General features: G+C 69.2%; 15 protein-coding genes and 4 tRNA genes. 9 read left to right on the top strand and 10 right to left on the bottom strand.

Annotation, left to right across the window (positions count from 1 at the left end):
* Nucleotides 1-114: 114 nt before the first annotated feature.
* From OHT51_RS22355 to OHT51_RS22340, 4 genes are all read right to left on the bottom strand, one after another.
* Entirely contained in the window at nucleotides 115-1,665 is a 1,551-nt protein-coding gene (locus OHT51_RS22355) for an amino acid permease (protein WP_328880693.1), read from the bottom strand.
* A gap of 165 nt (nucleotides 1,666-1,830) precedes the next feature.
* Nucleotides 1,831-3,984, bottom strand: a complete 2,154-nt coding sequence (locus OHT51_RS22350; RefSeq protein WP_328880692.1) for a DEAD/DEAH box helicase — start codon at nucleotides 3,982-3,984, stop codon at nucleotides 1,831-1,833.
* Between the two features lie 276 nt (nucleotides 3,985-4,260).
* The gene (locus OHT51_RS22345; RefSeq protein WP_328880691.1) at nucleotides 4,261-4,800 is read right to left on the bottom strand and encodes a hypothetical protein; all 540 of its coding nucleotides are present in this window, start codon (nucleotides 4,798-4,800) and stop codon (nucleotides 4,261-4,263) included.
* Between the two features lie 119 nt (nucleotides 4,801-4,919).
* Nucleotides 4,920-5,270: a metallopeptidase family protein gene (locus OHT51_RS22340; RefSeq protein ID WP_328880690.1), complete on the bottom strand. Its 351-nt coding sequence runs from the start codon at nucleotides 5,268-5,270 to the stop codon at nucleotides 4,920-4,922.
* Between the two features lie 85 nt (nucleotides 5,271-5,355).
* On the opposite strand from OHT51_RS22340, the gene OHT51_RS22335 reads away from it, so the two are divergent.
* From OHT51_RS22335 to OHT51_RS22305, 7 genes are all read left to right on the top strand, one after another.
* Nucleotides 5,356-6,927 carry a metallophosphoesterase family protein gene (locus OHT51_RS22335; RefSeq protein WP_328880689.1) on the top strand — a complete coding sequence of 524 codons (1,572 nt, stop codon included), beginning with the start codon at nucleotides 5,356-5,358 and terminating at the stop codon, nucleotides 6,925-6,927.
* A gap of 80 nt (nucleotides 6,928-7,007) precedes the next feature.
* Nucleotides 7,008-7,080 (top strand) — tRNA-Glu (locus OHT51_RS22330).
* Nucleotides 7,081-7,117: 37 nt separating this feature from the next.
* Nucleotides 7,118-7,192: transfer RNA gene (locus OHT51_RS22325), tRNA-Asp, on the top strand.
* A 26-nt stretch (nucleotides 7,193-7,218) separates the two neighbouring features.
* A tRNA-Phe gene (locus OHT51_RS22320) sits at nucleotides 7,219-7,292 on the top strand.
* 123 nt (nucleotides 7,293-7,415) lie between these two features.
* Entirely contained in the window at nucleotides 7,416-11,360 is a 3,945-nt protein-coding gene (gene hrpA, locus OHT51_RS22315; protein WP_328880688.1) for an ATP-dependent RNA helicase HrpA, read from the top strand.
* Nucleotides 11,361-11,454: 94 nt separating this feature from the next.
* A tRNA-Asp gene (locus OHT51_RS22310) sits at nucleotides 11,455-11,529 on the top strand.
* A 309-nt stretch (nucleotides 11,530-11,838) separates the two neighbouring features.
* Nucleotides 11,839-12,054: a DUF6274 family protein gene (locus OHT51_RS22305; protein ID WP_328880687.1), complete on the top strand. Its 216-nt coding sequence runs from the start codon at nucleotides 11,839-11,841 to the stop codon at nucleotides 12,052-12,054.
* A gap of 492 nt (nucleotides 12,055-12,546) precedes the next feature.
* Here the strand turns inward: OHT51_RS22305 and bldC are convergent, their stop codons facing one another.
* Both bldC and OHT51_RS22295 read right to left on the bottom strand, forming a co-directional pair.
* Complete coding sequence (gene bldC / locus OHT51_RS22300; RefSeq protein ID WP_003949541.1) at nucleotides 12,547-12,753, bottom strand: developmental transcriptional regulator BldC; 207 nt, start codon at nucleotides 12,751-12,753, stop codon at nucleotides 12,547-12,549.
* A 573-nt stretch (nucleotides 12,754-13,326) separates the two neighbouring features.
* Nucleotides 13,327-14,169 (bottom strand): hypothetical protein, encoded by an 843-nt coding sequence (locus OHT51_RS22295; protein WP_328880686.1) that lies wholly within the window; start codon nucleotides 14,167-14,169, stop codon nucleotides 13,327-13,329.
* Nucleotides 14,170-14,392: 223 nt separating this feature from the next.
* Here OHT51_RS22295 and OHT51_RS22290 point away from each other — a divergent pair, with 223 nt between their 5' ends.
* On the top strand, nucleotides 14,393-15,481 hold the full coding sequence (locus tag OHT51_RS22290) for a Leu/Phe/Val dehydrogenase (RefSeq protein ID WP_328880685.1): 1,089 nt from the start codon (nucleotides 14,393-14,395) through the stop codon (nucleotides 15,479-15,481).
* A gap of 316 nt (nucleotides 15,482-15,797) precedes the next feature.
* Complete coding sequence (locus OHT51_RS22285) at nucleotides 15,798-16,049, top strand: DUF3073 domain-containing protein (protein ID WP_328880684.1); 252 nt, start codon at nucleotides 15,798-15,800, stop codon at nucleotides 16,047-16,049.
* An 85-nt stretch (nucleotides 16,050-16,134) separates the two neighbouring features.
* Here OHT51_RS22285 and purM read toward each other — a convergent pair whose 3' ends face one another.
* From purM to OHT51_RS22265, 4 genes are all read right to left on the bottom strand, one after another.
* On the bottom strand, nucleotides 16,135-17,202 hold the full coding sequence (gene purM / locus OHT51_RS22280; protein ID WP_328880683.1) for a phosphoribosylformylglycinamidine cyclo-ligase: 1,068 nt from the start codon (nucleotides 17,200-17,202) through the stop codon (nucleotides 16,135-16,137).
* A gap of 45 nt (nucleotides 17,203-17,247) precedes the next feature.
* Complete coding sequence (gene purF / locus OHT51_RS22275; protein ID WP_328880682.1) at nucleotides 17,248-18,777, bottom strand: amidophosphoribosyltransferase; 1,530 nt, start codon at nucleotides 18,775-18,777, stop codon at nucleotides 17,248-17,250.
* 61 nt (nucleotides 18,778-18,838) lie between these two features.
* Nucleotides 18,839-19,633, bottom strand: a complete 795-nt coding sequence (locus OHT51_RS22270; RefSeq protein WP_328880681.1) for an META domain-containing protein — start codon at nucleotides 19,631-19,633, stop codon at nucleotides 18,839-18,841.
* A 90-nt stretch (nucleotides 19,634-19,723) separates the two neighbouring features.
* Nucleotides 19,724-20,521 (bottom strand): maleylpyruvate isomerase family mycothiol-dependent enzyme, encoded by a 798-nt coding sequence (locus OHT51_RS22265; protein WP_328880680.1) that lies wholly within the window; start codon nucleotides 20,519-20,521, stop codon nucleotides 19,724-19,726.
* Nucleotides 20,522-20,523: the final 2 nt, after the last annotated feature.

Here is a 20,523-nt window from a genome sequence, read left to right as displayed (position 1 = left end):
CCGAGCATAGCCGCACGTGGCCGTGGATCCGATCGGGTATCGGGGTCACGGCCACGTCAGCGGTGGCGGAGGGCCGCAGGAGGAGCTTTCGCGGAACCCGTGCGCGCCGGAGTGCTACGGATCCACCGGTTCGGGCGCCCCCGCACGGGCCGCGTCCCGGGCGATCGTGCGCTCGTGGTCGGGGTTGAGGAACCAGTGCCGGGCCGACGCCAGCCACCAGGTCGCGGCAAAGCCGAGGACGACCAGGACGGCGACCGGGGCGTAGTTGAAGGTCTCCCAGGTCACCGGGGACACCTGCGGCAGCATGAACAGCACCGTGATCACACCGACCCACGTCACCGCGACCACCCCGACGACCCCCGACCAGCGCCCCAGGTGCCACGGCCCGCGCTCGAATGCGTCCCCCTTGCGCAGCCGCAGCAGCGTCGGGATGACGTACGCGATGTAGAGGCCGATCACCGCGATCGAGGTCACCGCCGCGTACGCCGTGACGTTGATCAGATACGGCAGCCCGAGCACCAGCGCCCCGCCCGCCGCCAGCCACACCGCCGCCACCGGCGTCCGGGTGCGGGGGCTGACGGTGTGCCACATGTGCGAGAAGGGCAAGGCACCGTCGCGCGAAAAGGCGTAGATCATACGGCTGTTGGCCGTCACGGACGCCATCCCGCAGAACAACTGCGCCCCGATCACGACCAGCAGAAGCAGCTTGCCCGCCGTCGCCCCCAGCGCGTCGAGCAGGATCTGTGCGGGCGGCGCGCCGGTGGGGGACGTGAGGGCACCCTCGTAGGACTGGATCGCGAAGGTGAAGCCCAGCAGGAGAACGAAACCCGCTATCCACGACGTCCAGATCGACTGCACGATCCCCTTCGGGCCCGCCGTCGACGCGTCGTGCGTCTCCTCCGTCATATGGGCCGAGGCGTCGTACCCGGTGAAGGTGTACTGCGCCATCAGCAGACCCACCAGGACGACGTACACCCCGCTGCCCCAGCCGGTGTTGTTCACGAACTCGCCGAACACGAAGGACGCCGACTGGTGATCGTCCGGTACGAAGGTCAGCGCTCCGACGATCACCGCGACGCCCAGCACGTGCCACCACACGCTGATGCTGTTGAGGAGGGCGACGATGCGCACGCCGAAGGTGTTGAGGAGGCCATGCAGGACGAGGATGCCCGCGAAGAGCAGGATCGTGCGGCCCGGGGTCACCTCGAAGCCGAACTGAAGGTTCAGATACGCGCCCAGGAACGAGGCCGCCCCGAAGTCGATGCCGGCGGTCACCGCCACCTGGCCCAGGACGTTGAACCAGCCCGTGAACCACGCCCAGGCGGCGGCCGTACGCGGTGGCGCGAGCCGGTGCGCCCAGAAGTACAGGCCCGCCGACGTCGGATACGCCGAGCAGATCTCGGCCATGGCGAGGCCGACGAAGAGGGTCATCAGGCCTACGGCCACCCAGCCCCAGGTGATCACCGCCGGGCCGCCCGTGTTCATGCCGAACAGGTAGAGCGTCAGACAGCCCGACAGCACCGAGATGATCGTGAAGGAGACCGCGTAGTTGGAGAACGCCGACATGCGGCGGGCGAGAACCTGCGTGTAGCCGAGCTGGGCCAGCCGCTCTTCGTCCGAGACCTTCCCGGAGGACCGCCCGCTCACTATGGCGTCATCTGTCATGTCCCCTGCGATTCCCTCGCCAGAGGCATGACACACGTCACATCTTGACTGGAAGAGGCCCTTGCAGCTCCGCGGTGCAACGCGAAGGGCCCGTACGACCAAGTCGTACGGGCCCTTCCATGCTCACTCAGCGAGCCTCACACGGCGTCAGCCGATGCAGCAGGCTCAGCCGTTGCGCTTCCAGCGCGGCTTGTCCTCGCGGCGTCCGAAGGACGAACCGCCGGTGCCACGGTGCTCGTCACGACGGCCGTACGGCCTCTCGTGGCCGCCGGAGCGGAAGCCCGGGCGGTCGTCGCGACGGTCGCGGTTGAAGGGACGGTCGCTGCCACGGTGACCGCCACGCTCGTCACGACGCTCGAAGGAACGACCGGCCGCCGGCCGGTCGTCGCGGCGGAAGCCGCCACGGTCGTTGTCGCGGCGCTCGAACGGACGGCTGCCACGGTCACGGTCGAAAGAACGGCCGCCACGGTCGCCACCGCGGTCACCGCGGTCGTCGCGACGGAAGCCGCCACGGTCGCCATCCCGGCGCTCGAAGGAACGGCTGCCACGGTCACGGTCGAAAGAACGGCCGCCACGGTCGCCACCACGGTCACCGCGGTCGTCCCGACGGAAGCCGCCACGGTCGCCGTCCCGGTCCCGACGCTCGAAGCCACGGTCGCCGCCGCGGTCACGGTCGCGGTTGAACCCACCACGGTCGTTGTCACGACGCTCGAAGGAACGGCCGCCACGGTCACGGTCGAAGGAACGGTCACGGTCGCGGTTGAACCCGCCCCGGTCGTCCCGCCGCTCGCGACGCTCGTACGGAGCCGAAGACTCCGTACGCTCGGCCCGGTCGACGTCCTGCGCCGCCGGCTGCTCCGGCACGACCGCCTCGACGGCCTCGACCGCCGCGGCCTGCGCCTCGGCCACCGCAGCCTCGGGGTCCTCACCGCGCTCGCGCGCCGCGCGGGCGACGAGCCGGTCGGACTCCTCACGCAGCTCGACGGCACGCCGCTGCGCCCGCTCCAGCTGCTTGGTGAGCTGGGCGACCTCACGCTCGGCCTGCTGAGCGGCGTTGCCCGCCGACTCCGCCTGCACCTCGGTCATCGAACGGGCGCCGGTGATCTCGGCGACCTCCGGGTCGAAGGCGGCACCGCCCTGGATGATGTGACGCGAGGCGTCGACGCCCGCGTCCTCCATCAGCCGGAAGATCTGGCGCCGCTGGTGCGGCAGGGAGAGGGAGACGACCGAACCGGTCCGCCCCGCACGCGCCGTACGGCCCGCGCGGTGCAGGTAGTCCTTGTGGTCACCGGCCGGGTCCACGTTCAGCACCAGGTCGATGCCGTCGACGTGGATACCGCGCGCGGCGACATCGGTGGCGACGAGGACGTTGACGTAACCGTCCTTGAAGTCGGCCAGCGTCCGGGTCCGCGCACCCTGCGTCATACCGCCGTGCAGCGCGTCCGCCTTCGCACCGGCGTCGCGCAGCTGCTCGGCGACACGGTCGGCGCCCAGCTGGGTGCGGACGAAGATGATGGTGCGGCCCTTGCGGGAGGCGATCGCGGCGGTGACCGGCGCCTTGTCCTTGGGCTTCACGATCAGGATGTGGTGCGACATGGTCGTCACGGCACCCTGCGCGGCGTCGACCTCGTGCAGGACCGGGTCCTTCAGGTACCGGTCGACGAGGGTCTTGATCTCGTTCTCCATGGTCGCGGAGAACAGCATGCGCTGACCGCCGGCCGGGACCTGGTCGAGCAGCTCGGTGACCTCGGGCAGGAAGCCCAGGTCGGACATCTGGTCGGCCTCGTCGAGAACGGCGACCTCGACGTCCTGCAGCGAGCAGGCGCCGCGGTTGATGATGTCGCGCAGGCGGCCCGGGGTGGCCACCAGCACGTCCACGCCGCGCTCCAGGGCGTAGATCTGGTTCCCCATCGACGTACCGCCGCAGACGACCTTCATCTTCAGGCCGAGCTGGTCGCCGTACGGCTGGAGAGCGTCCGCGACCTGCATCGCGAGCTCACGGGTCGGGGTGAGGATGACGGCGCGCGGACGGTGCTTCTCGGTGCGGCCGCCGGACAGGCGGGCCAGCGTCGGGAGACCGAACGACAGGGTCTTGCCGGAGCCGGTGCGACCGCGGCCCAGGATGTCCTTGCCGGCCAGGGCGTCCGGGATGGTCGCGGCCTGGATCGGGAAGGGGGTGGTCACGCCGTTCTGCGCAAGCTTGCGCACGACGCCCTCGGGGAGACCGAGGTCCGAGAAGGTGGCCTCGGGGGCCTCCTCGACGACCGCGTTCTCAGCGTCCTCGGGCATGACGACGTGATCAGTACTGGAAATGGACATGCGTATGCGAAACCTTCCGGAGTCTCGTCGGCACGCGCCCGTCAACTCCGTGATTCGCAATCGACCGCCTCAATGCGGTCCGCCACGGCAAGGGAGAGTACGCGCCACACGGCGCGCTCTGCAGTGGCGCCGGGCAAATGGGATCAAACGATCTACCACCATACGCACCCCCAGCCCCCCAGCGCAAACCAGCCGTCAACCCTGTAGGCAACGTCACTCGCCCCGGCCGTAGGCACCCTCACGTGCCCTGCCCCCTCGACCCCCGCAGGCCCTACCTCACGCAGGCGCCCCCGCAGCCGGCGCCGGCTCCCGCTGAGCCAACTGCGGCCCCGTCTCCTCATGCGCCGACGACGACGGCTCGGCCACGGTGGGCGTAGGCGTGACGGACGTCGGCTGCTCCGTCGGCGTCGGTTCCGGATCCGCCGGCCGGGTGGGCGTCGGCTCAGCCGTACGCGTGGGACCCGGCTTCGCGCTCTGCCCCGGCTTCACCGGCGGCCTGCCCCCGGCAGGAGCGGACGCGCTCGCATCGCCGGACGGCGAGGCCGACGGAGAACCCGACTCGGCGCCCTTGTCCGCGCCCTTGCCCTTGCCCTTCCCCTTCGCCCGCTTGCCGTCGTCCGCATGCGCCCCGAACCCGGACCCGCCCCCCGACACCGCCGCACCCCCGTCGGGCGCCTCATCACCCCGCTCCCCCGCCGAATGCGACGGCTTGGCACCCCCGCCACCACCGTCGTCACCCACACTCATACAGCCGGCGGCAGCGGCGACGGCCATCACCGTGGCAGCCAGACGGACAGGTACGTACAAGGGGCGCACGGGAGCCACCTCCAGGGGCGGGCGAAGAAGTCAACCTGCCCAACTCCCGCCGCCCACAAGAGGACACGCGCCCGCACCAGTGCGACACAACCCCGGCACCGAAAGACCCCGGAGCCGCCTCACCCGTACCCGAGCGCGTGCAACCGCTCGTCGTCGATCCCGAAGTGATGCGCGATCTCATGCACCACCGTCACCTCGGTCTCGGCCACGACCTCCTCCCGCGACTCACACATCCGCAGCGTCGGCCCCCGGTAGATCGTGATCCGGTCCGGCAGCACCCCGGCGTACCACTCCCCGCGATCGGTCAGCGGAGTCCCCTCGTACAACCCGAGCAGCTCGGGATCGTCCGCCGGCGGCTCGTCCTCGACGAACACCGCGACGTTGTCCATCAGCCGCGTCAACTCCGGCGGAATCCGGTCCAGCGCCTCGGCGACCAGTTCCTCGAACTCCTCGCGCGTCATCTCCAGCACACGCCCATTGTCAGGCACGAACCAGCCAGGAAGGAGCCGCCAACGGCCCCGCATATCCACCACGGCACTTGGGCATACGGGACCAATGGCCCGCGTCCCCGCCGCGTTCAGGAAAGCTGTCGGACCCCTCCCCAGGGCCCCGCGCGCCCTCGCCCGCCGCTACGCCACCCGCCGCCCGGGCCCCACCCCGGAACTCGTCACCCAGCCCCACCCGTGGACCCGCGCCGTCGGCCTGGTCATCGTCGTCCTCATCGGCACCTGGCTCGGCCTGCTGATCGTCGGCAACGTCCGCGCCCCCGTCGGCCCCATGAACACGACGATGACCCTGCGCCCCTCCCTCACCGGCGGCACAAAGATCAACGTCTCCCCCCTCGGCGCCCTCCAACTCGACAGCCACATCGCCCCGGTCCGCCTGGACGTCAACGTCGACCAGCTCGACCCCGTCCGCTCCCAGGCCCTCGTGGACCACCCCGAACGCCTCTCCGGCCTCCAGGACGAAGTCACCCAGGACGTCACCCACGGCACCGTCGACCTGGCCCTGCGCAGCTGCGTCGCCGTCGTCACCGGCGCCACCGCCCTCGGCCTCGCCGTCTACCGCCGCCCCCGCCGCGCCCTCGCCGCCGGCGGCCTCGCCCTCACCCTCCTGGCCGCCTCCGGCGGCACGGCGTACGCCACCTGGAACCCGGAGTCGGTCCTGGAACCGAAGTTCTCAGGACTGCTCTCCTCCGCCCCGTCCCTGGTCGGCAACGCCCGCAGCATCGTCACCGAATTCGACGTCTACCAAAAGGAGTTGGCCCGCCTGGTCACGAACGTGACCAAGCTCTACGACGCCACCTCCACGCTCCCCGCCTACGCGCCGGACCCCACCACCATCCGCGTCCTGCACGTCTCCGACATCCACCTCAACCCGGCGAGCTGGAAGATCATCGGCTCGCTCGTCGACCAGTACAAGGTCAACGTCATCGTCGACTCCGGCGACACCATGGACCACGGCACCGCCGCCGAGAACGGCTTCCTCGACCCCATCGAGGACCTCGGCGCCCCCTACGTCTGGGTCCGCGGCAACCACGACTCCCGCCTCACCCAGCGCTACCTCGAAGACCTCAAGAACGTCCACGTCCTCGACGAAGGCAAGGCGAAGACCATCGCCGGCCTGCGCTTCGCCGGCATCGGCGACCCCCAGTTCACCCCCGACCGCTCCCAGGTCCCCGGCGGCGACGCCGCCAACGAACTGGCGGGCGCCCGGCTGGCCACCGCCCTGCGCGACCAGAAGACCGCGGGCACCCCCGTCGACGTCGCCGTCGCCCACGAACCCGTGGCCGCCCGCCAGACCGACGGCGAGGTCCCCCTCGCCCTGGCCGGCCACATCCACCACCAGGAAATGGAGCTCCTCCCCTACGGCACCCGCCTGCGTATCGAAGGCTCCACCGGCGGCAGCGGCCTGCGCGCCATCGAGGGCAAGCACCCCGACCCCATCCAGACCTCGATCCTCTACTTCGACCGCGAGACCCGCCGCCTCCAGGCCTGGGACGAGATCGAACTCGGCGGCCTCGGCCTCACGACCGCGGAGGTGAGGCGCCACCTGGTGGAGGAGAACCAACCGGGCGCCACCGAATCCGCGACGACGTCCCCCACGTCCCCCACCCCCACCCCGTAAACCGTTTTGGCGATACCTCCCGCCATCCCATATGCTTCTCACGTCCCCGACGCGCTGAGAAGCGCCCAGGCGGGCCGATAGCCCTCATCGTCTAGCGGCCTAGGACGCCGCCCTTTCAAGGCGGTAGCACGGGTTCGAATCCCGTTGGGGGCACGCAGTACGGTGTGCGACACTGTCGTACGCATCGCATGGTCCTGTGGAGCAGTTTGGAGTGCTCGCCACCCTGTCAAGGTGGAGGCCGCGGGTTCAAATCCCGTCAGGACCGCTGTGAGGCTTCGCAAGAGCCCTCACGGCTGGGTAGCTCAGTTGGTACGAGCGATCGCCTGAAAAGCGATAGGTCGCCGGTTCGACCCCGGCCCCAGCCACAACGGAAAGCCCTCGTCGATCACTCGGCGGGGGCTTTCGTGCGTCCTGCCCCAACCGCCGCCAGGCGCCACGGACAAAAGCGTTCGCCACGGATTTCGGTGGGATGAGATCCTGGATCGCGTATGTCTACGCACCCCGCCCCCGCCCTGGGCGCCCTCGCCCCCCGTCTGACCGAGTTGTCCCTGCGTGATGCGCAGCGGCTCGGGCGGCGGCTCGAAGGTGCGCGCAAGATTCGTAAGCCGGAGGCGCGGGACGCCGTGCTCGCCGAGATCGAGGCGGAGATCGCCAAGGGCGAGGAGCGGATCGCCGGCCGGCGGGCCCGGGTGCCTGCGGTCACGTATCCCGAGCAGCTGCCGGTCAGCCAGAAGAAGGACGACATCGCGGCCGCCATCCGCGATCACCAGGTCGTGATCGTCGCCGGTGAGACGGGGTCCGGCAAGACCACGCAGATCCCCAAGATCTGCATGGAGCTGGGGCGCGGCGTCCGCGGCATGATCGGGCACACCCAGCCCCGCCGTATCGCCGCCCGTACCGTCGCGGAGCGCGTGGCCGAGGAGCTCGACACGCCGCTGGGCGAGGCCGTCGGCTGGAAGGTGCGGTTCACCGACCAGGTGAGCCCGGAGGCGACCTTCCTCAAGCTCATGACGGACGGCATCCTGCTGGCCGAGATCCAGACCGACCGCGAGTTGCGCGCCTACGACACGATCATCATCGACGAGGCCCACGAGCGGTCCCTGAACATCGACTTCCTGCTCGGCTATCTGGCCCAGCTGCTGCCGAAGCGGCCGGATCTGAAGGTCGTCATCACCTCGGCCACCATCGATCCGGAGCGTTTCTCCCGGCACTTCGGTGACGCGCCGATCATCGAGGTCAGCGGCCGGACGTATCCGGTGGAGGTGCGCTATCGGCCGCTCCTGGAGGAGGACTCCGAGGACGCCGACCGCGACCAGATCACCGCGATCACGGACGCGGTGGAAGAGCTGATGGGGGAGGGGAAGGGCGACATCCTCGTCTTTCTCTCCGGGGAGCGGGAGATCCGGGACACGGCGGACGCGCTCACCAAGAAGCAGTACCGCTTCACGGAGATCCTTCCGCTCTACGCCCGGCTCTCCCATGCCGAGCAGCACCGCGTCTTCCAGCCGCACACCGGCCGCAGGATCGTTCTGGCGACCAACGTCGCGGAGACGTCGCTGACCGTTCCGGGCATCAAGTACGTCATCGACCCCGGCTTCGCCCGGATCAGCCGGTACAGCCATCGCACGAAGGTGCAGCGGCTGCCCATCGAGCCGGTCTCCCAGGCCAGCGCCAACCAGCGCAAGGGCCGCTGCGGCCGGACGAGCGACGGCATCTGCATCCGGCTGTACTCCGAGGACGACTTCGTCGCCCGCCCGGAGTTCACGGACGCGGAGATCCTCCGTACGAATCTGGCGTCCGTCATCCTGCAGATGACCGCGGCCGGCCTGGGCGACATCGAGAAGTTCCCGTTCATCGATCCGCCGGACCACCGCAACATCCGCGACGGCGTGCAGCTCCTGCAGGAGCTCGGTGCGCTGGATCCGGCGCAGAAGGACGCACGCAAGCGGCTCACGGACACCGGCCGCAAGCTCGCTCAGCTGCCCGTCGACCCGCGGCTGGCCCGGATGGTCCTGGAGGCCGACAAGAACGGCTGTGTCCGCGAGGTCATGGTCATAGCGGCGGCGCTGTCCATCCAGGATCCGCGCGAGCGGCCGGCCGACAAGCAGGCCCAGGCCGACCAGCAGCACGCCCGCTTCCGGGACGAGACGAGCGACTTCCTCGCGTATCTGAACCTGTGGCGTTACGTCCGTGAACAGCAGCGCGAGCGGGGCTCGTCGTCGTTCCGCCGGATGTGCAAGCAGGAGTACCTGAACTTCCTGCGCATCCGCGAATGGCAGGACATCTACTCGCAGCTGCGTACCGTCGCCAAGCAGATGGGCATCCACCTCAACGAGGACGACGCCCCCGCCGACCGCGTGCATGTCTCCCTCCTCGCCGGCCTGCTGTCGCACGTCGGCATGAAGGACGTGAAGGACGGCGCGAAGAACGAGTATCTGGGCGCCCGCAGCGCCAAGTTCGCGGTCTTCCCCGGCTCGGCCCTCTTCAAGAAGCCCCCGCGCTTCGTGATGTCCGCCGAGCTCGTGGAGACCTCGCGCCTGTGGGCCCGCGTCAACGCGAAGATCGAGCCCGAGTGGGTGGAGCCGCTGGCGGAGCATCTGCTGAAGCGCACGTATTCGGAGCCGCACTGGGAGAAGGACCAGGCCGCGGTGATGGCGTACGAGAAGGTCACGCTGTACGGCGTCCCGATCATCGCCCAGCGCAAGGTCAACTACGGCCGTATCGACCCGGAGACCAGCCGGGAGCTGTTCATCCGCAATGCCCTGGTCGAGGGCGACTGGCGCACACACCACAAGTTCTTCGCCGACAACCGCAAACTCCTCAGCGAGGTCGAGGAGTTGGAGCACCGGGCGCGGCGCCGGGACATCGTCGTGGACGACGACACGCTGTTCGACTTCTACGACCAGCGGGTGCCCGACCATGTGGTTTCCGGTGCCCACTTCGACTCCTGGTGGAAGCACAAGCGGCACGAGGAGCCGGAGTACCTGGACTTCGAGCGCGCGATGCTCATCCGGGAGTCGGCCGAGGCGGTCACGAAGGCCGACTATCCCGACGCGTGGCGGCAGGGGCAGCTGAAGTTCCGTGTCACGTACCAGTTCGAGCCGGGCGCGGACGCGGACGGCGTGACGGTCCACGTCCCGCTCCAGGTCCTCAACCAGGTCACGGACGAGGGCTTCGACTGGCAGATCCCGGGTCTGCGGGAAGAGCTGGTGACGGAGCTGATCCGCTCCCTGCCGAAGCCGATCCGCCGTCACTACGTACCGGCGCCGAACTTCGCGAAGCGCTTCCTGGATGCGGCGGTGCCGCTGCAGGAACCGCTGACGGTGACCATGGCGCGCGAGCTGAAGCGCATGGTCGGAGTTCCCTTCACCGCCGATGACTTCGACTGGTCTAAGGTCCCCGACCATCTGCGCATCACGTTCCGGATCATCGACGAGCGGCGCCGAAAGCTGGCGGAGGACAAGGACCTGGAGACCTTGAGGCTCCGTCTGAAGCCGAAGGCGCGGCAGGCCCTCTCGCAGGCCGCGGCGGCCACCGCCTCCCGTCAGGGCGGTGAGTCCCTGGAACGCAAGGGCCTGACCGACTGGACCATCGGCACGCTGACCCGTGTCTTCGAGACCCGCCGCGCCGGCCAGCCGGTCAAGGCGTACCCGGCGCTGGTGGATGACGGCGACGCGGTCTCGGTCCGGCTCTTCGACACGGAGGCGGAGCAGGCGGAGGCGATGTGGAAGGGCACCCGCCGCCTGATCGTGCGCAACATTCCGGTCAACCCGGCGAAGTTCGCGTCCGAGAAGCTGACGAACGCCCAGAAGCTGGCCCTGTCCGCCAACCCCCACGGCTCGATCCAGGCTCTCTTCGACGACTGCGCGATGGCGGCGGCGGACAAGCTGATCGGTGACTTCGGGGGGCCGGTGTGGGACGAGGAGTCGTACCGGAAGCTGTACGACAAGGTCCGCGCCGAGATCGTCGACACGACGGTCCGTGCGGTGGGCCAGGTGCAGCAGGTGCTGGCCGCCTGGCAGGCCGCTGAGCGCCGTCTGAAGGCCGTACGAAGCCCTGTCCTGCTGGCGAACCTCACGGACGTCCGCAAGCAGGTGGACGCCCTGGTGAAGCCCGGTTTCGTGACGCAGGCGGGATTGCGCCGCCTGCCCGACCTCATGCGGTACCTGATCGCGGTGGACCGCCGCCTCCAGCAGATGCCGACGAATGTCCAGCGCGACACGACGCGTATGGAGAAGGTCCACGAGATGCAGGACGAGTACGCCTGGCTGCTGGAGCAGATGCCGCAGGGCCGTCCGGTCCCTTCGCGGGTGCTGGACGTCCGCTGGATGCTGGAGGAGCTCCGCGTCAGCTATTTCGCGCACGCGCTCGGCACGGCGTACCCGATCTCGGACAAGCGGATCGTGAAGGCAATCGACGCGCTGGCGCCGTAACGACCTGTGCACGCAGGGTGAGTTCGACCAGTGGGCTCGCCCTCCTGTACAGTCTCTTCTCGCAGCGCAACGCATGAATCGCGCAGCGAAACCTGGTCCTGTGGAGCAGTTTGGAGTGCTCGCCACCCTGTCAAGGTGGAGGCCGCGGGTTCAAATCCCGTCAGGACCGCAGTGAACGAGATCGGCCCGCATCCCGGCAAGGGAAGCGGGCCTTTCTTCATCCCCACCGCCCGCCTCCCGCCCTGCCAAGGTGGAGGCCGCACCCGCGGCGCAGCCGCATCGAGTACAGCAAATCCCGTCAGGACCGCAGTGAACGAGATCGGCCCGCATCCCGGCAAGGGAAGCGGGCCTTCTTCGTGTTCCGGCCGGTTCGGCGTCACCCGGTGGCCGGGGGAGCCCCCCGCCACCTTGACGGAGTCACATTCGCTCGGTACCCAGAAATCAGGGCTCTTCCCGGCGTGGCCCCTGGAGGTGGCGTATGGCGGCATCGACTAGGCACGAGACGCGGGCGTTGCTCCGTGCGCACCTGTCGGCCGCCTCCTGCTATCCGCGACATCTCACTCGGCACTGCCCGATCTGCCATCACCTGCTGCGCCTGGCGATGGCTTCCGCCCCGCACCCCGCCCCTCGCCCCGCCCTGCCGGCTCCGCCCCCTGAGGAAGTCGCCGAGGACGAGGCCACGTCCTCGGCGTGACCTGGGCGACGTCAACTGGCGCCCCGTCATGGGGCGCTGGAAGCCGTGTGCCCCAATAGCGCACATGGGCCAGAGGCAACAAGCACCGCGCCGTGTGACGGGTGTCACCGCATGAGTTTCCGGAAGCTTGGTACTTACGCCTCGCCTACAACTGGTCAATTTAATATGTGCAATTGCACCAGCTTCCGGCGATCGCCGGGTGCACACTGAGTGACCCTCAGGGCGAGTCCACAGGAGATCCGACGCGCCTCCCCAGACTCCGACAAGGCTGCCCACAGGACCACCTGCCGGCACACATCCTGCGCACAAAAAAGATCGCGCTGGACTCGGCGGAGTCCAGCGCGATCCACGACGCACCCTTGCTGCGTGCCTGAAGTGCTCTGATTGGCCTGGGCGTGGGCTCTGTTGGGGCAGAACCCGCGTCGCTTGGAGCTAGGGGTCGGGCGCCGCGGCGGTTGGGGGAAATGCCGTTTTGCCCGGTTATGAAGTTGTTCAGGCCTCGCTGCGCTGCTGCGGGATGCCCGCGAGCAATGCACGGACCTCCGCCTCGCGGTAGCGGCGGTGCCCGCCGAGCGTACGGATCGAAGTAAGCTTCCCGGCCTTCGCCCACCGCGTGACCGTCTTGGGGTCGACGCGGAACATGGTGGCGACCTCAGCCGGGGTCAGCAGCGGCTCGGCATCAGGGGTGCGAGCGGTCATGAGCGGCCTCCTCGGGAGAACCGAACCTTCTCGGTTCTTTCCTCTAAATTCTGCACCTTGACCCGCGTTGCCCGAAATGAGCGGACGCGAGTCGAGTCGGTTATAGGACGAACGGCTTGTCCTCGGCACTACAACTACACCATCTGTCCAGCCGCGTCGGCCAAACCGATGGAATTGCCCCTCCAGGTGTTCATCAGCGACGGAAGCCGATGGACCATGCCATAGCGGACAGTCACGCCCCTGTGACGATCAGTCACAGTGGCGTGCAGGAGTCCCAAGACCCCCCAAAGCGTGCAATGTCGAGCGAGAGTCCTCCCCGGACTCCTTGTCCTATTTTGGCACGAGGAGGGGTTAGGGGCGCAAGAGCCGCGTAAGTGCGGTCCGTCACGCTTACGCGTATTGACGCATCCTTCGCGCAGTACGCCCGGATCGGGGCCTACGTCCCATGCTGACGAGACATCAGGAACCCCAGAGCGAGCACGAAACCCCAAAACGGGCGTTTCGTCAAACGCCAGTTCGTTACATCACACAGTTCGTTACGTCACACCAGTCATGACTTCTCACCCGGACCGCTCAGTTGGCGGAACGCCGGTCCCGTACCGACCGCCAGCGCTCCACCAGCCGTCCGTAGGCCGTCCCCGCGGCTGCCCCGTCGCCGCGCCGCAGCGCGTCGATGCCGTCGGCCACGTCCGCCGCCGAGTGGTCGTCCTCCAGCTCACCGGCCGACAGGGTGTGCACGAGGCCGCCGTAGTCCAGCTCGACCAGTGAGCGCGGATGGAACTCCTCCAGCCAGCGCCCGACGTCCACCAGGCCGTCGATGAGGGGCCCTTCGTCGATGGCGTCCTTCAGGGTCCGCAGGGCCCGCGCCACCCGCCGCCGCGCCTGCACCATCGGCGTCCGGTAGCGCAGCATCGGGGGAATGTCGCCCGAGCCCTTGTCGAAGCGCCGCTCCCCGTCCGACACCAGCACGAACCAGTGCAGCGGCACCTGCCACGTCGACGTGCGGATCCACGGCCTGGCGTCCGGGTTGCGGGCCAGCCAGCGCTCGTAGTCCTGGGCCGCCTGGCGCCGCACGACCTCCGGCAGCACCGCGTCCAGAACGGGCCCCGGCAGCTCGTCGCCGAGCTCTTCCAGGGCCTGCCAGCCGCGCAGCCGGGTACGCCACGGGCACACGCACAGCACGCCCTCGACCTCGAGCACGAAGGCGTCGCCGCTCTCGTGCACCGGCACCGGGATGGGCGGAGTGGGCAGCAAGTCGGCCAGCGAGCGGCGCAGTTCGTCCTGGTACGAGGGACGGTCCGCACGGCGGGCATAGCGGGCCCAGTGGTCGCGCTCCGGTTCCGGGAAGGCGGCCAGTGGTTCGTACACCCGCAGATAGGTCGCGTACGGGACGATCACCGAGGACACCTTGGGCACGCCTGCTCCCTCCCCCGCCGTCTGCCAGGGAAACCTGCGAAACCCGCTCACAAACGTGCGGGAAAACTATGCAAATCGTCGCACGGGTGTACTCCGGGAGTAGGTGATCCTGAGCACTGCGGGTTGGACGGGCGCCGGCGGGTTTAATCTCATGCTCACAGCTCTCCCGCCACCCGTACGGGAGCTCGCTCCAATCGCCGCACCGTACTCAGGAGTCACCACAGTGACCGACGTAACACACGGCGTCCTGCACACCCTGTTCCACTCGGACCAGGGGGGTCATGAGCAAGTCGTGCTCTGCCAGGACCGCGCCAGCGGCCTCAAGGCCGTCATCGCCATCCACTCCACCGCTCTGGGCCCCGCCCTGGGCGGTACGCGCTTCTACCCGTACGCGACCGAGGAAGAGGCCGTCGCCGACGCGCTGAACCTCGCGCGCGGGATGTCGTACAAGAACGCCATGGCCGGTCTCGACCACGGCGGCGGCAAAGCCGTGATCATCGGCGACCCGGAGAAGATCAAGTCCGACGAGCTGCTGCTGGCCTACGGCCGGTTCGTGGCCTCGCTGGGCGGCCGCTACGTCACCGCGTGCGACGTCGGTACGTACGTCGCCGACATGGACGTCGTGGCCCGCGAGTGCCGCTGGACCACCGGGCGCTCCCCGCAGAACGGCGGCGCGGGCGACTCCTCCGTGCTCACCGCCTTCGGCGTCTACCAGGGCATGCGCGCCTCGGCCCAGCACCAGTGGGGCGACCCGTCGCTGCGCGGCCGCAAGGTCGGCATCGCGGGCGTCGGCAAGGTCGGCCACCACCTGGTGGAGCACCTGCGGGCGGAGGGCGCCGAGGTCGTCATCACGGACGTGCGCGAGGAGGCCGTCGGCCGGATCCTCGCCGCGCACCCGGAGGGTGTGACGGCAGTCGCCGACACCGCGACCCTGATCCGGGCCGAGGGCCTCGACATCTACGCCCCCTGCGCGCTCGGCGGAGCCCTGAACGACGACACCGTGCCGGCGCTGACCGCCTCGGTGGTGTGCGGCGCGGCCAACAACCAGCTCGCCCACCCGGGCGTCGAGAAGGACCTCGCCGACCGCGGGATCCTCTACGCGCCCGACTACGTGGTGAACGCCGGCGGTGTCATCCAGGTCGCCGACGAGCTGCACGGCTTCGACTTCGAGCGGTGCAAGGCGAAGGCCGCGAAGATCTACGACACCACGCTGGCCATATTCGCACGTGCGAAGACGGACGGGATCCCGCCGGCCGCCGCGGCCGACCGGATCGCCGAACAGCGAATGGCGGAGGCACGCACGACGCTCTGATCCGGGGGCAATGGATCATCCGGAAGCCCTGAAAAGGGTTTGAGCGGTACCCGCCGGTGGGCAGTTGGAGAGAACTCTCACTTCTACCGGCGGGTCGACCGCCGATAAGTGGTTAAAATCGCGGTTGACCAGCGAGGACAGGGCACCTCGAAGGTCCTGTGCACACGCGCGTGCTGCGGGCGACGTACCGTATGGGCGCGGGCTCAGGTACCGTGGAAGCCCTACGGACCGGCCTCTCCACGGAGAGTCCGTTCTGGATCATGAACGCGTGTCAGACTCTGGGGCCGTCGAGCCCCGTCGTTAAGGGGGTCGAGCCATGGGGCGCGGCCGGGCCAAGGCCAAGCAGACGAAGGTCGCCCGCCAGCTGAAGTACAACAGCGGTGGGACGGATCTCTCACGCCTGGCTGACGAGCTGGGCGCATCGCCGTCGAACCAGTCGCCGAACGGCGAACCGTTCGAGGACGATGAGCAGGATGACGACGACTTGTACTCCCGTTATGCCGACCTCTATGAGGACGACGACGAGGACGAGGACGGCGATCCCTCACAGCAACGTCGCGGAGCTTGACCTTGTATTGAGCACCCACCCGGTCGGTGACTTCGGTCGCCGACCGGGTTCTGTGCTGCTTGCAGGGCTTCAGCCCCGGGCGTGTCTACTTTGAGTACGTACCGACGAGGGCCGCGCCCGTCTCGTGGTCGCCCCTGTCCGTGATCTCGCCGGCGACCCAGGCGTCCACGCCACGGTCGGCCAGCGTCTCCAGCGCCGCGTCCGTGGACTCCTCGGGCACGATCGCGATCATGCCGACGCCCATGTTCAGCGTCTTCTCCAGCTCCAGGCGCTCGACCTGACCGGTCCGGCCGACGAGGTCGAAGATCGGGGCCGGCGTCCAGGTGGAGCGGTCGACGATCGCGTGCAGGTCGTCCGGGATCACCCGGGCCAGGTTCGCCGCGAGGCCGCCGCCCGTGATGTGGCTGAACGCGTGCACGTCCGTGGTGCGGGTGAGGGCCAGGCAGTCCAGCGAGTAGATCTTGGTGGGCTCCAGCAGTTCCTCGCCGAGGGGGCGGCCGAGCTCGTCGATCTGCGCGTCCAGGGCGAGGCCGCCCTGGTTCAGCAGGACGTGCCGGACCAGCGAGTACCCGTTCGAGTGAAGGCCGGATGCCGCCATGGCGATCACCGCGTCACCCGTACGGATGCGATCCGGGCCCAGCAGCCGGTCGGCCTCCACGACACCCGTGCCGGCGCCGGCCACGTCGAAGTCGTTCTCGCCCAGCAGACCCGGGTGCTCGGCCGTCTCGCCGCCGACCAGGGCGCAGCCGGCGAGCACACAGCCCTCGGCGATGCCCTTGACGATGGCGGCGACCCGCTCGGGGTGGACCTTGCCGACGCAGATGTAGTCGGTCATGAACAGCGGCTCGGCACCGCACACCACGATGTCGTCCATGACCATCGCGACCAGGTCGTGGCCGATCGTGTCGTAGACGCCCATCTGGCGGGCGATGTCGACCTTGGTTCCGACACCGTCGGTGGCGGAGGCGAGCAGCGGGCGCTCGTAGCGCTTGAGGGCGGAGGCGTCGAAGAGGCCGGCGAAACCGCCGAGGCCGCCGAGGACCTCGGGGCGCTGCGTCTTCTTCACCCACTCCTTCATCAGCTCGACCGCGCGGTCGCCCGCTTCGATGTCGACGCCCGCGGCTGCGTAGCTGGCACCAGTTGTCTCAGACATGGCTAGTGAGAACCTTCGTGTCGTACGGCAGGTGTTACGGGCCGCTTACGGGCGGCGGATCGCGTCGGCCGCGGCCGTGGCGGCCGGGCCGGCGGCCAGCTCCGTTTCCAGCAGCTGCTTGCCGAGCAGCTCGGGGTCCGGGAGATCCATCGGGTACTCGCCATCGAAGCAGGCGCGGCAGAGGTTCGGCTTGGCGATGGTGGTCGCCTCGATCATGCCGTCGATGGAGATGTAGGAGAGCGAGTCGGCCCCGAGCGAGGTGCCGATCTCGTCGATGGACATGCCGTTGGCGATCAGCTCGGCGCGGGTGGCGAAGTCGATGCCGAAGAAGCAGGGCCACTTCACGGGGGGAGAGGAGATCCGGATGTGGACCTCGGCTGCTCCCGCCTCGCGGAGCATGCGGACCAGGGCCCGCTGGGTGTTGCCGCGCACGATCGAGTCGTCCACGACCACCAGGCGCTTGCCCTTGATGACTTCCTTCAGCGGGTTCAGCTTCAGACGGATGCCGAGCTGGCGGATGGTCTGCGAGGGCTGGATGAACGTACGTCCGACGTACGCGTTCTTCACGAGACCCGCACCGAACGGGATACCGCTCGCCTCCGCGTAGCCGATGGCGGCCGGGGTGCCGGATTCCGGGGTCGCTATGACCAGGTCGGCGTCGACCGGGGCTTCCTTCGCGAGCTTGCGGCCCATCTCCACACGGGAGAGGTACACGTTCCGGCCGGCGATGTCGGTGTCCGGGCGGGCGAGGTACACGTACTCGAAGACACAGCCCTTGGGCTTTGCTTCCGCGAATCGTGAGGTGCGCAGGCCGTTCTCGTCGATGGCGATGAACTCGCCCGGCTCGACCTCACGGACGTAGCTGGCGCCGCAGATGTCGAGGGCGGCGGACTCGGAGGCGACGACCCAGCCGCGCTCGAGGCGGCCGAGGACCAGCGGGCGGATGCCCTGCGGGTCACGGGCGGCGTACAGGGTGTTCTCGTCCATGAAGACGAGACTGAAGGCGCCCTTGACCTGCGGAAGGACCGTGTGGGCCGCCTCCTCGATGGTCAGCGGCTTGCCGTCCTCGTCGACCTGGGCCGCGAGCAGCGCGGTGAGCAGGTCGGTGTCGTTGGTGGCTGCGACGCGCGGGGTGCGGCCACCCTCCTGCTTGGGCAGGTCGGCGACCATCTCGGCGAGCTGGGCCGTGTTGACCAGGTTGCCGTTGTGGCCGAGCGCGATGGAGCCGTGCGCGGTGGCACGGAACGTCGGCTGCGCGTTCTCCCAGACGGAGGCACCGGTGGTCGAGTAGCGGGCGTGGCCCACTGCGATGTGACCCTGGAGCGATCCGAGAGAGGTCTCGTCGAAGACCTGGGAGACCAGGCCCATGTCCTTGAAGACGAGGATCTGGGAGCCGTTACTGACCGCGATTCCCGCGGATTCCTGGCCCCGATGCTGGAGGGCGTAGAGCCCGAAGTACGTGAGCTTTGCGACCTCTTCACCCGGGGCCCAGACACCGAAGACGCCGCAAGCGTCCTGGGGGCCTTTCTCGCCGGGAAGCAGATCGTGATTGAGTCGACCGTCACCACGTGGCACGGCTCCGAGTGTAGGCGAGATCGACCACTGGTCCGAATTGGGGATACGCGCCAGTAAATGATCACTCAGCGGCGGACGCGTTTACGCGCTCGCCGTTTTCGCTGGTCAGCACCAGGGTGCGGTGATCCACTCGGTACTTCACCGTGCCGTCGAAGAGGCCCAGGAGGGTCTTCTCCGTATTCATGAGTGAGGTGTCGCACATCATTCGCGTGGTGGACGCCGTGCCGAGCGTGATACTGCCGTCGCGGACCGTGGCCTCGGCCCTCACCTTGTTGCAGCCGAGGCTGCCGTTGACCAGGCCGGTCTTCTCGTCGAACGTGAGGTGGGCCTTGCCGTCGGTGTCGGGGCTGGTGATGGCCCACTTCGTGCCCGCCAGCGGGGCCGCCTTCTCCTTGGTGAGGGCGACGCGGTCGCCGTCCGTCGTGGTGAGGGTGAGCTTGTCGCCGTCGACCTCGGCGGTGAGGTTGCCGTCGGAGAGGGTGCGGGCGAGGCTCACCTCGAAGTTCGGGGGGACGCCTTCGCAGGCCATCTCGGTCGCCTGCATCTTGTCGAAGGTGACCTTGCTGTCGGTGAAGGCGGCCTCGGCGCCGAAGTTGTTGCAGCCCAGGTTGCCCTTGACCTTGCCGCCGTCGGCGATGCGCACATAGGCGTTGCTCGGGGCGGCGCTCTTCTTTCCGTCGACGGTGACCTCGTCGACGGCCCAGTGCGCGCCGGTGACGGAGGCCGACGCCCCGGAGCCGACCGTGTCACTGCCCGCGTCCTCGCTGCCGCAGGCCACGGCGAGCGGGAGGAGGGTCAGCGTGGCGACGGCGGCCAGTCGCTTCTTGTCCTTACCGAGGGTGCCGAGTGTGTTCATGCCGGTGGGACGGGAGGGACGCGAGACTGGTTCCGCTTGTGAGGCCGGACGGGGCACGCCGGCCGCGGCCGCCCTTTCGTGGGCCCCGCCTCACCCCATGAGCGGCAGCAGCCCGCCCAGATCCGCCCGCTCCCCGCTCGCGCGCACCTTGGCCTGCGCGACGGACGCCTGCCACGCCACCCGCCCGGTCGCCAGCCGGATCCAGGTCAGCGGATCGGTCTCGACGACGTTCGGCGGCGTGCCCCGGGTGTGCCTCGGCCCCTCGACGCACTGCACGACGGCATACGGCGGAATCCGCACCTCGGTCGACCCGCCGGGTGCCTTCGCGGCGAGCGCGTCGGCGAGGAGGCGGGTGCAGGCGGCGAGGGCCTGACGGTCGTACGGGATGTCGAGGCCGGGGACGGCGGCGTTCAGGTCGTCGGTGTGGACGACGAGCTCGACGGTGCGGGTGACCAGGTAGTCGGCGAGGGGCATCGCGCCGATGCGGGCGGCGAGGAGCCGGCCGCCGGGGGCGTCCGCCAGCCGCTGTGTGAGGCGTTCCTCGGTGCCGGCGTAGAGGGCTACCAGGTCGGGGTTGGCGGCGGCGAGGTCGCGGGTGCCGTCGTCGATGTCGCCGGCGAGGGCCGCCGTGGCGAAGGGCCAGTCCAGGAGGGCGAGCTCGGCTTTCGCCGGTTCGTCGCGGTCGAGGTGGCGGCTCACGGCGTCCACGGTCATGGCCACGTGCGCCATCAGGTCCCGTACGGTCCAGCCCTCCAGGCGGGTGGGCAGGGCGACTTGCTCGGGGGTGAGGGTGCGGACGGCCTCGCGGACGTGCCCGAACTGGGTGAGGACCGCGGTGCGGATCTTGGCGGGGTCGTAGGTGCGGGCGCGCTTCTTGGCCGGGGGCATGG

Source organism: Streptomyces sp. NBC_00299 (assembly GCF_036173045.1).
Classification (GTDB): Bacteria; Actinomycetota; Actinomycetes; order Streptomycetales; family Streptomycetaceae; genus Streptomyces; species Streptomyces machairae.
This window is presented reverse-complemented; position numbering and strand designations above follow the sequence as displayed.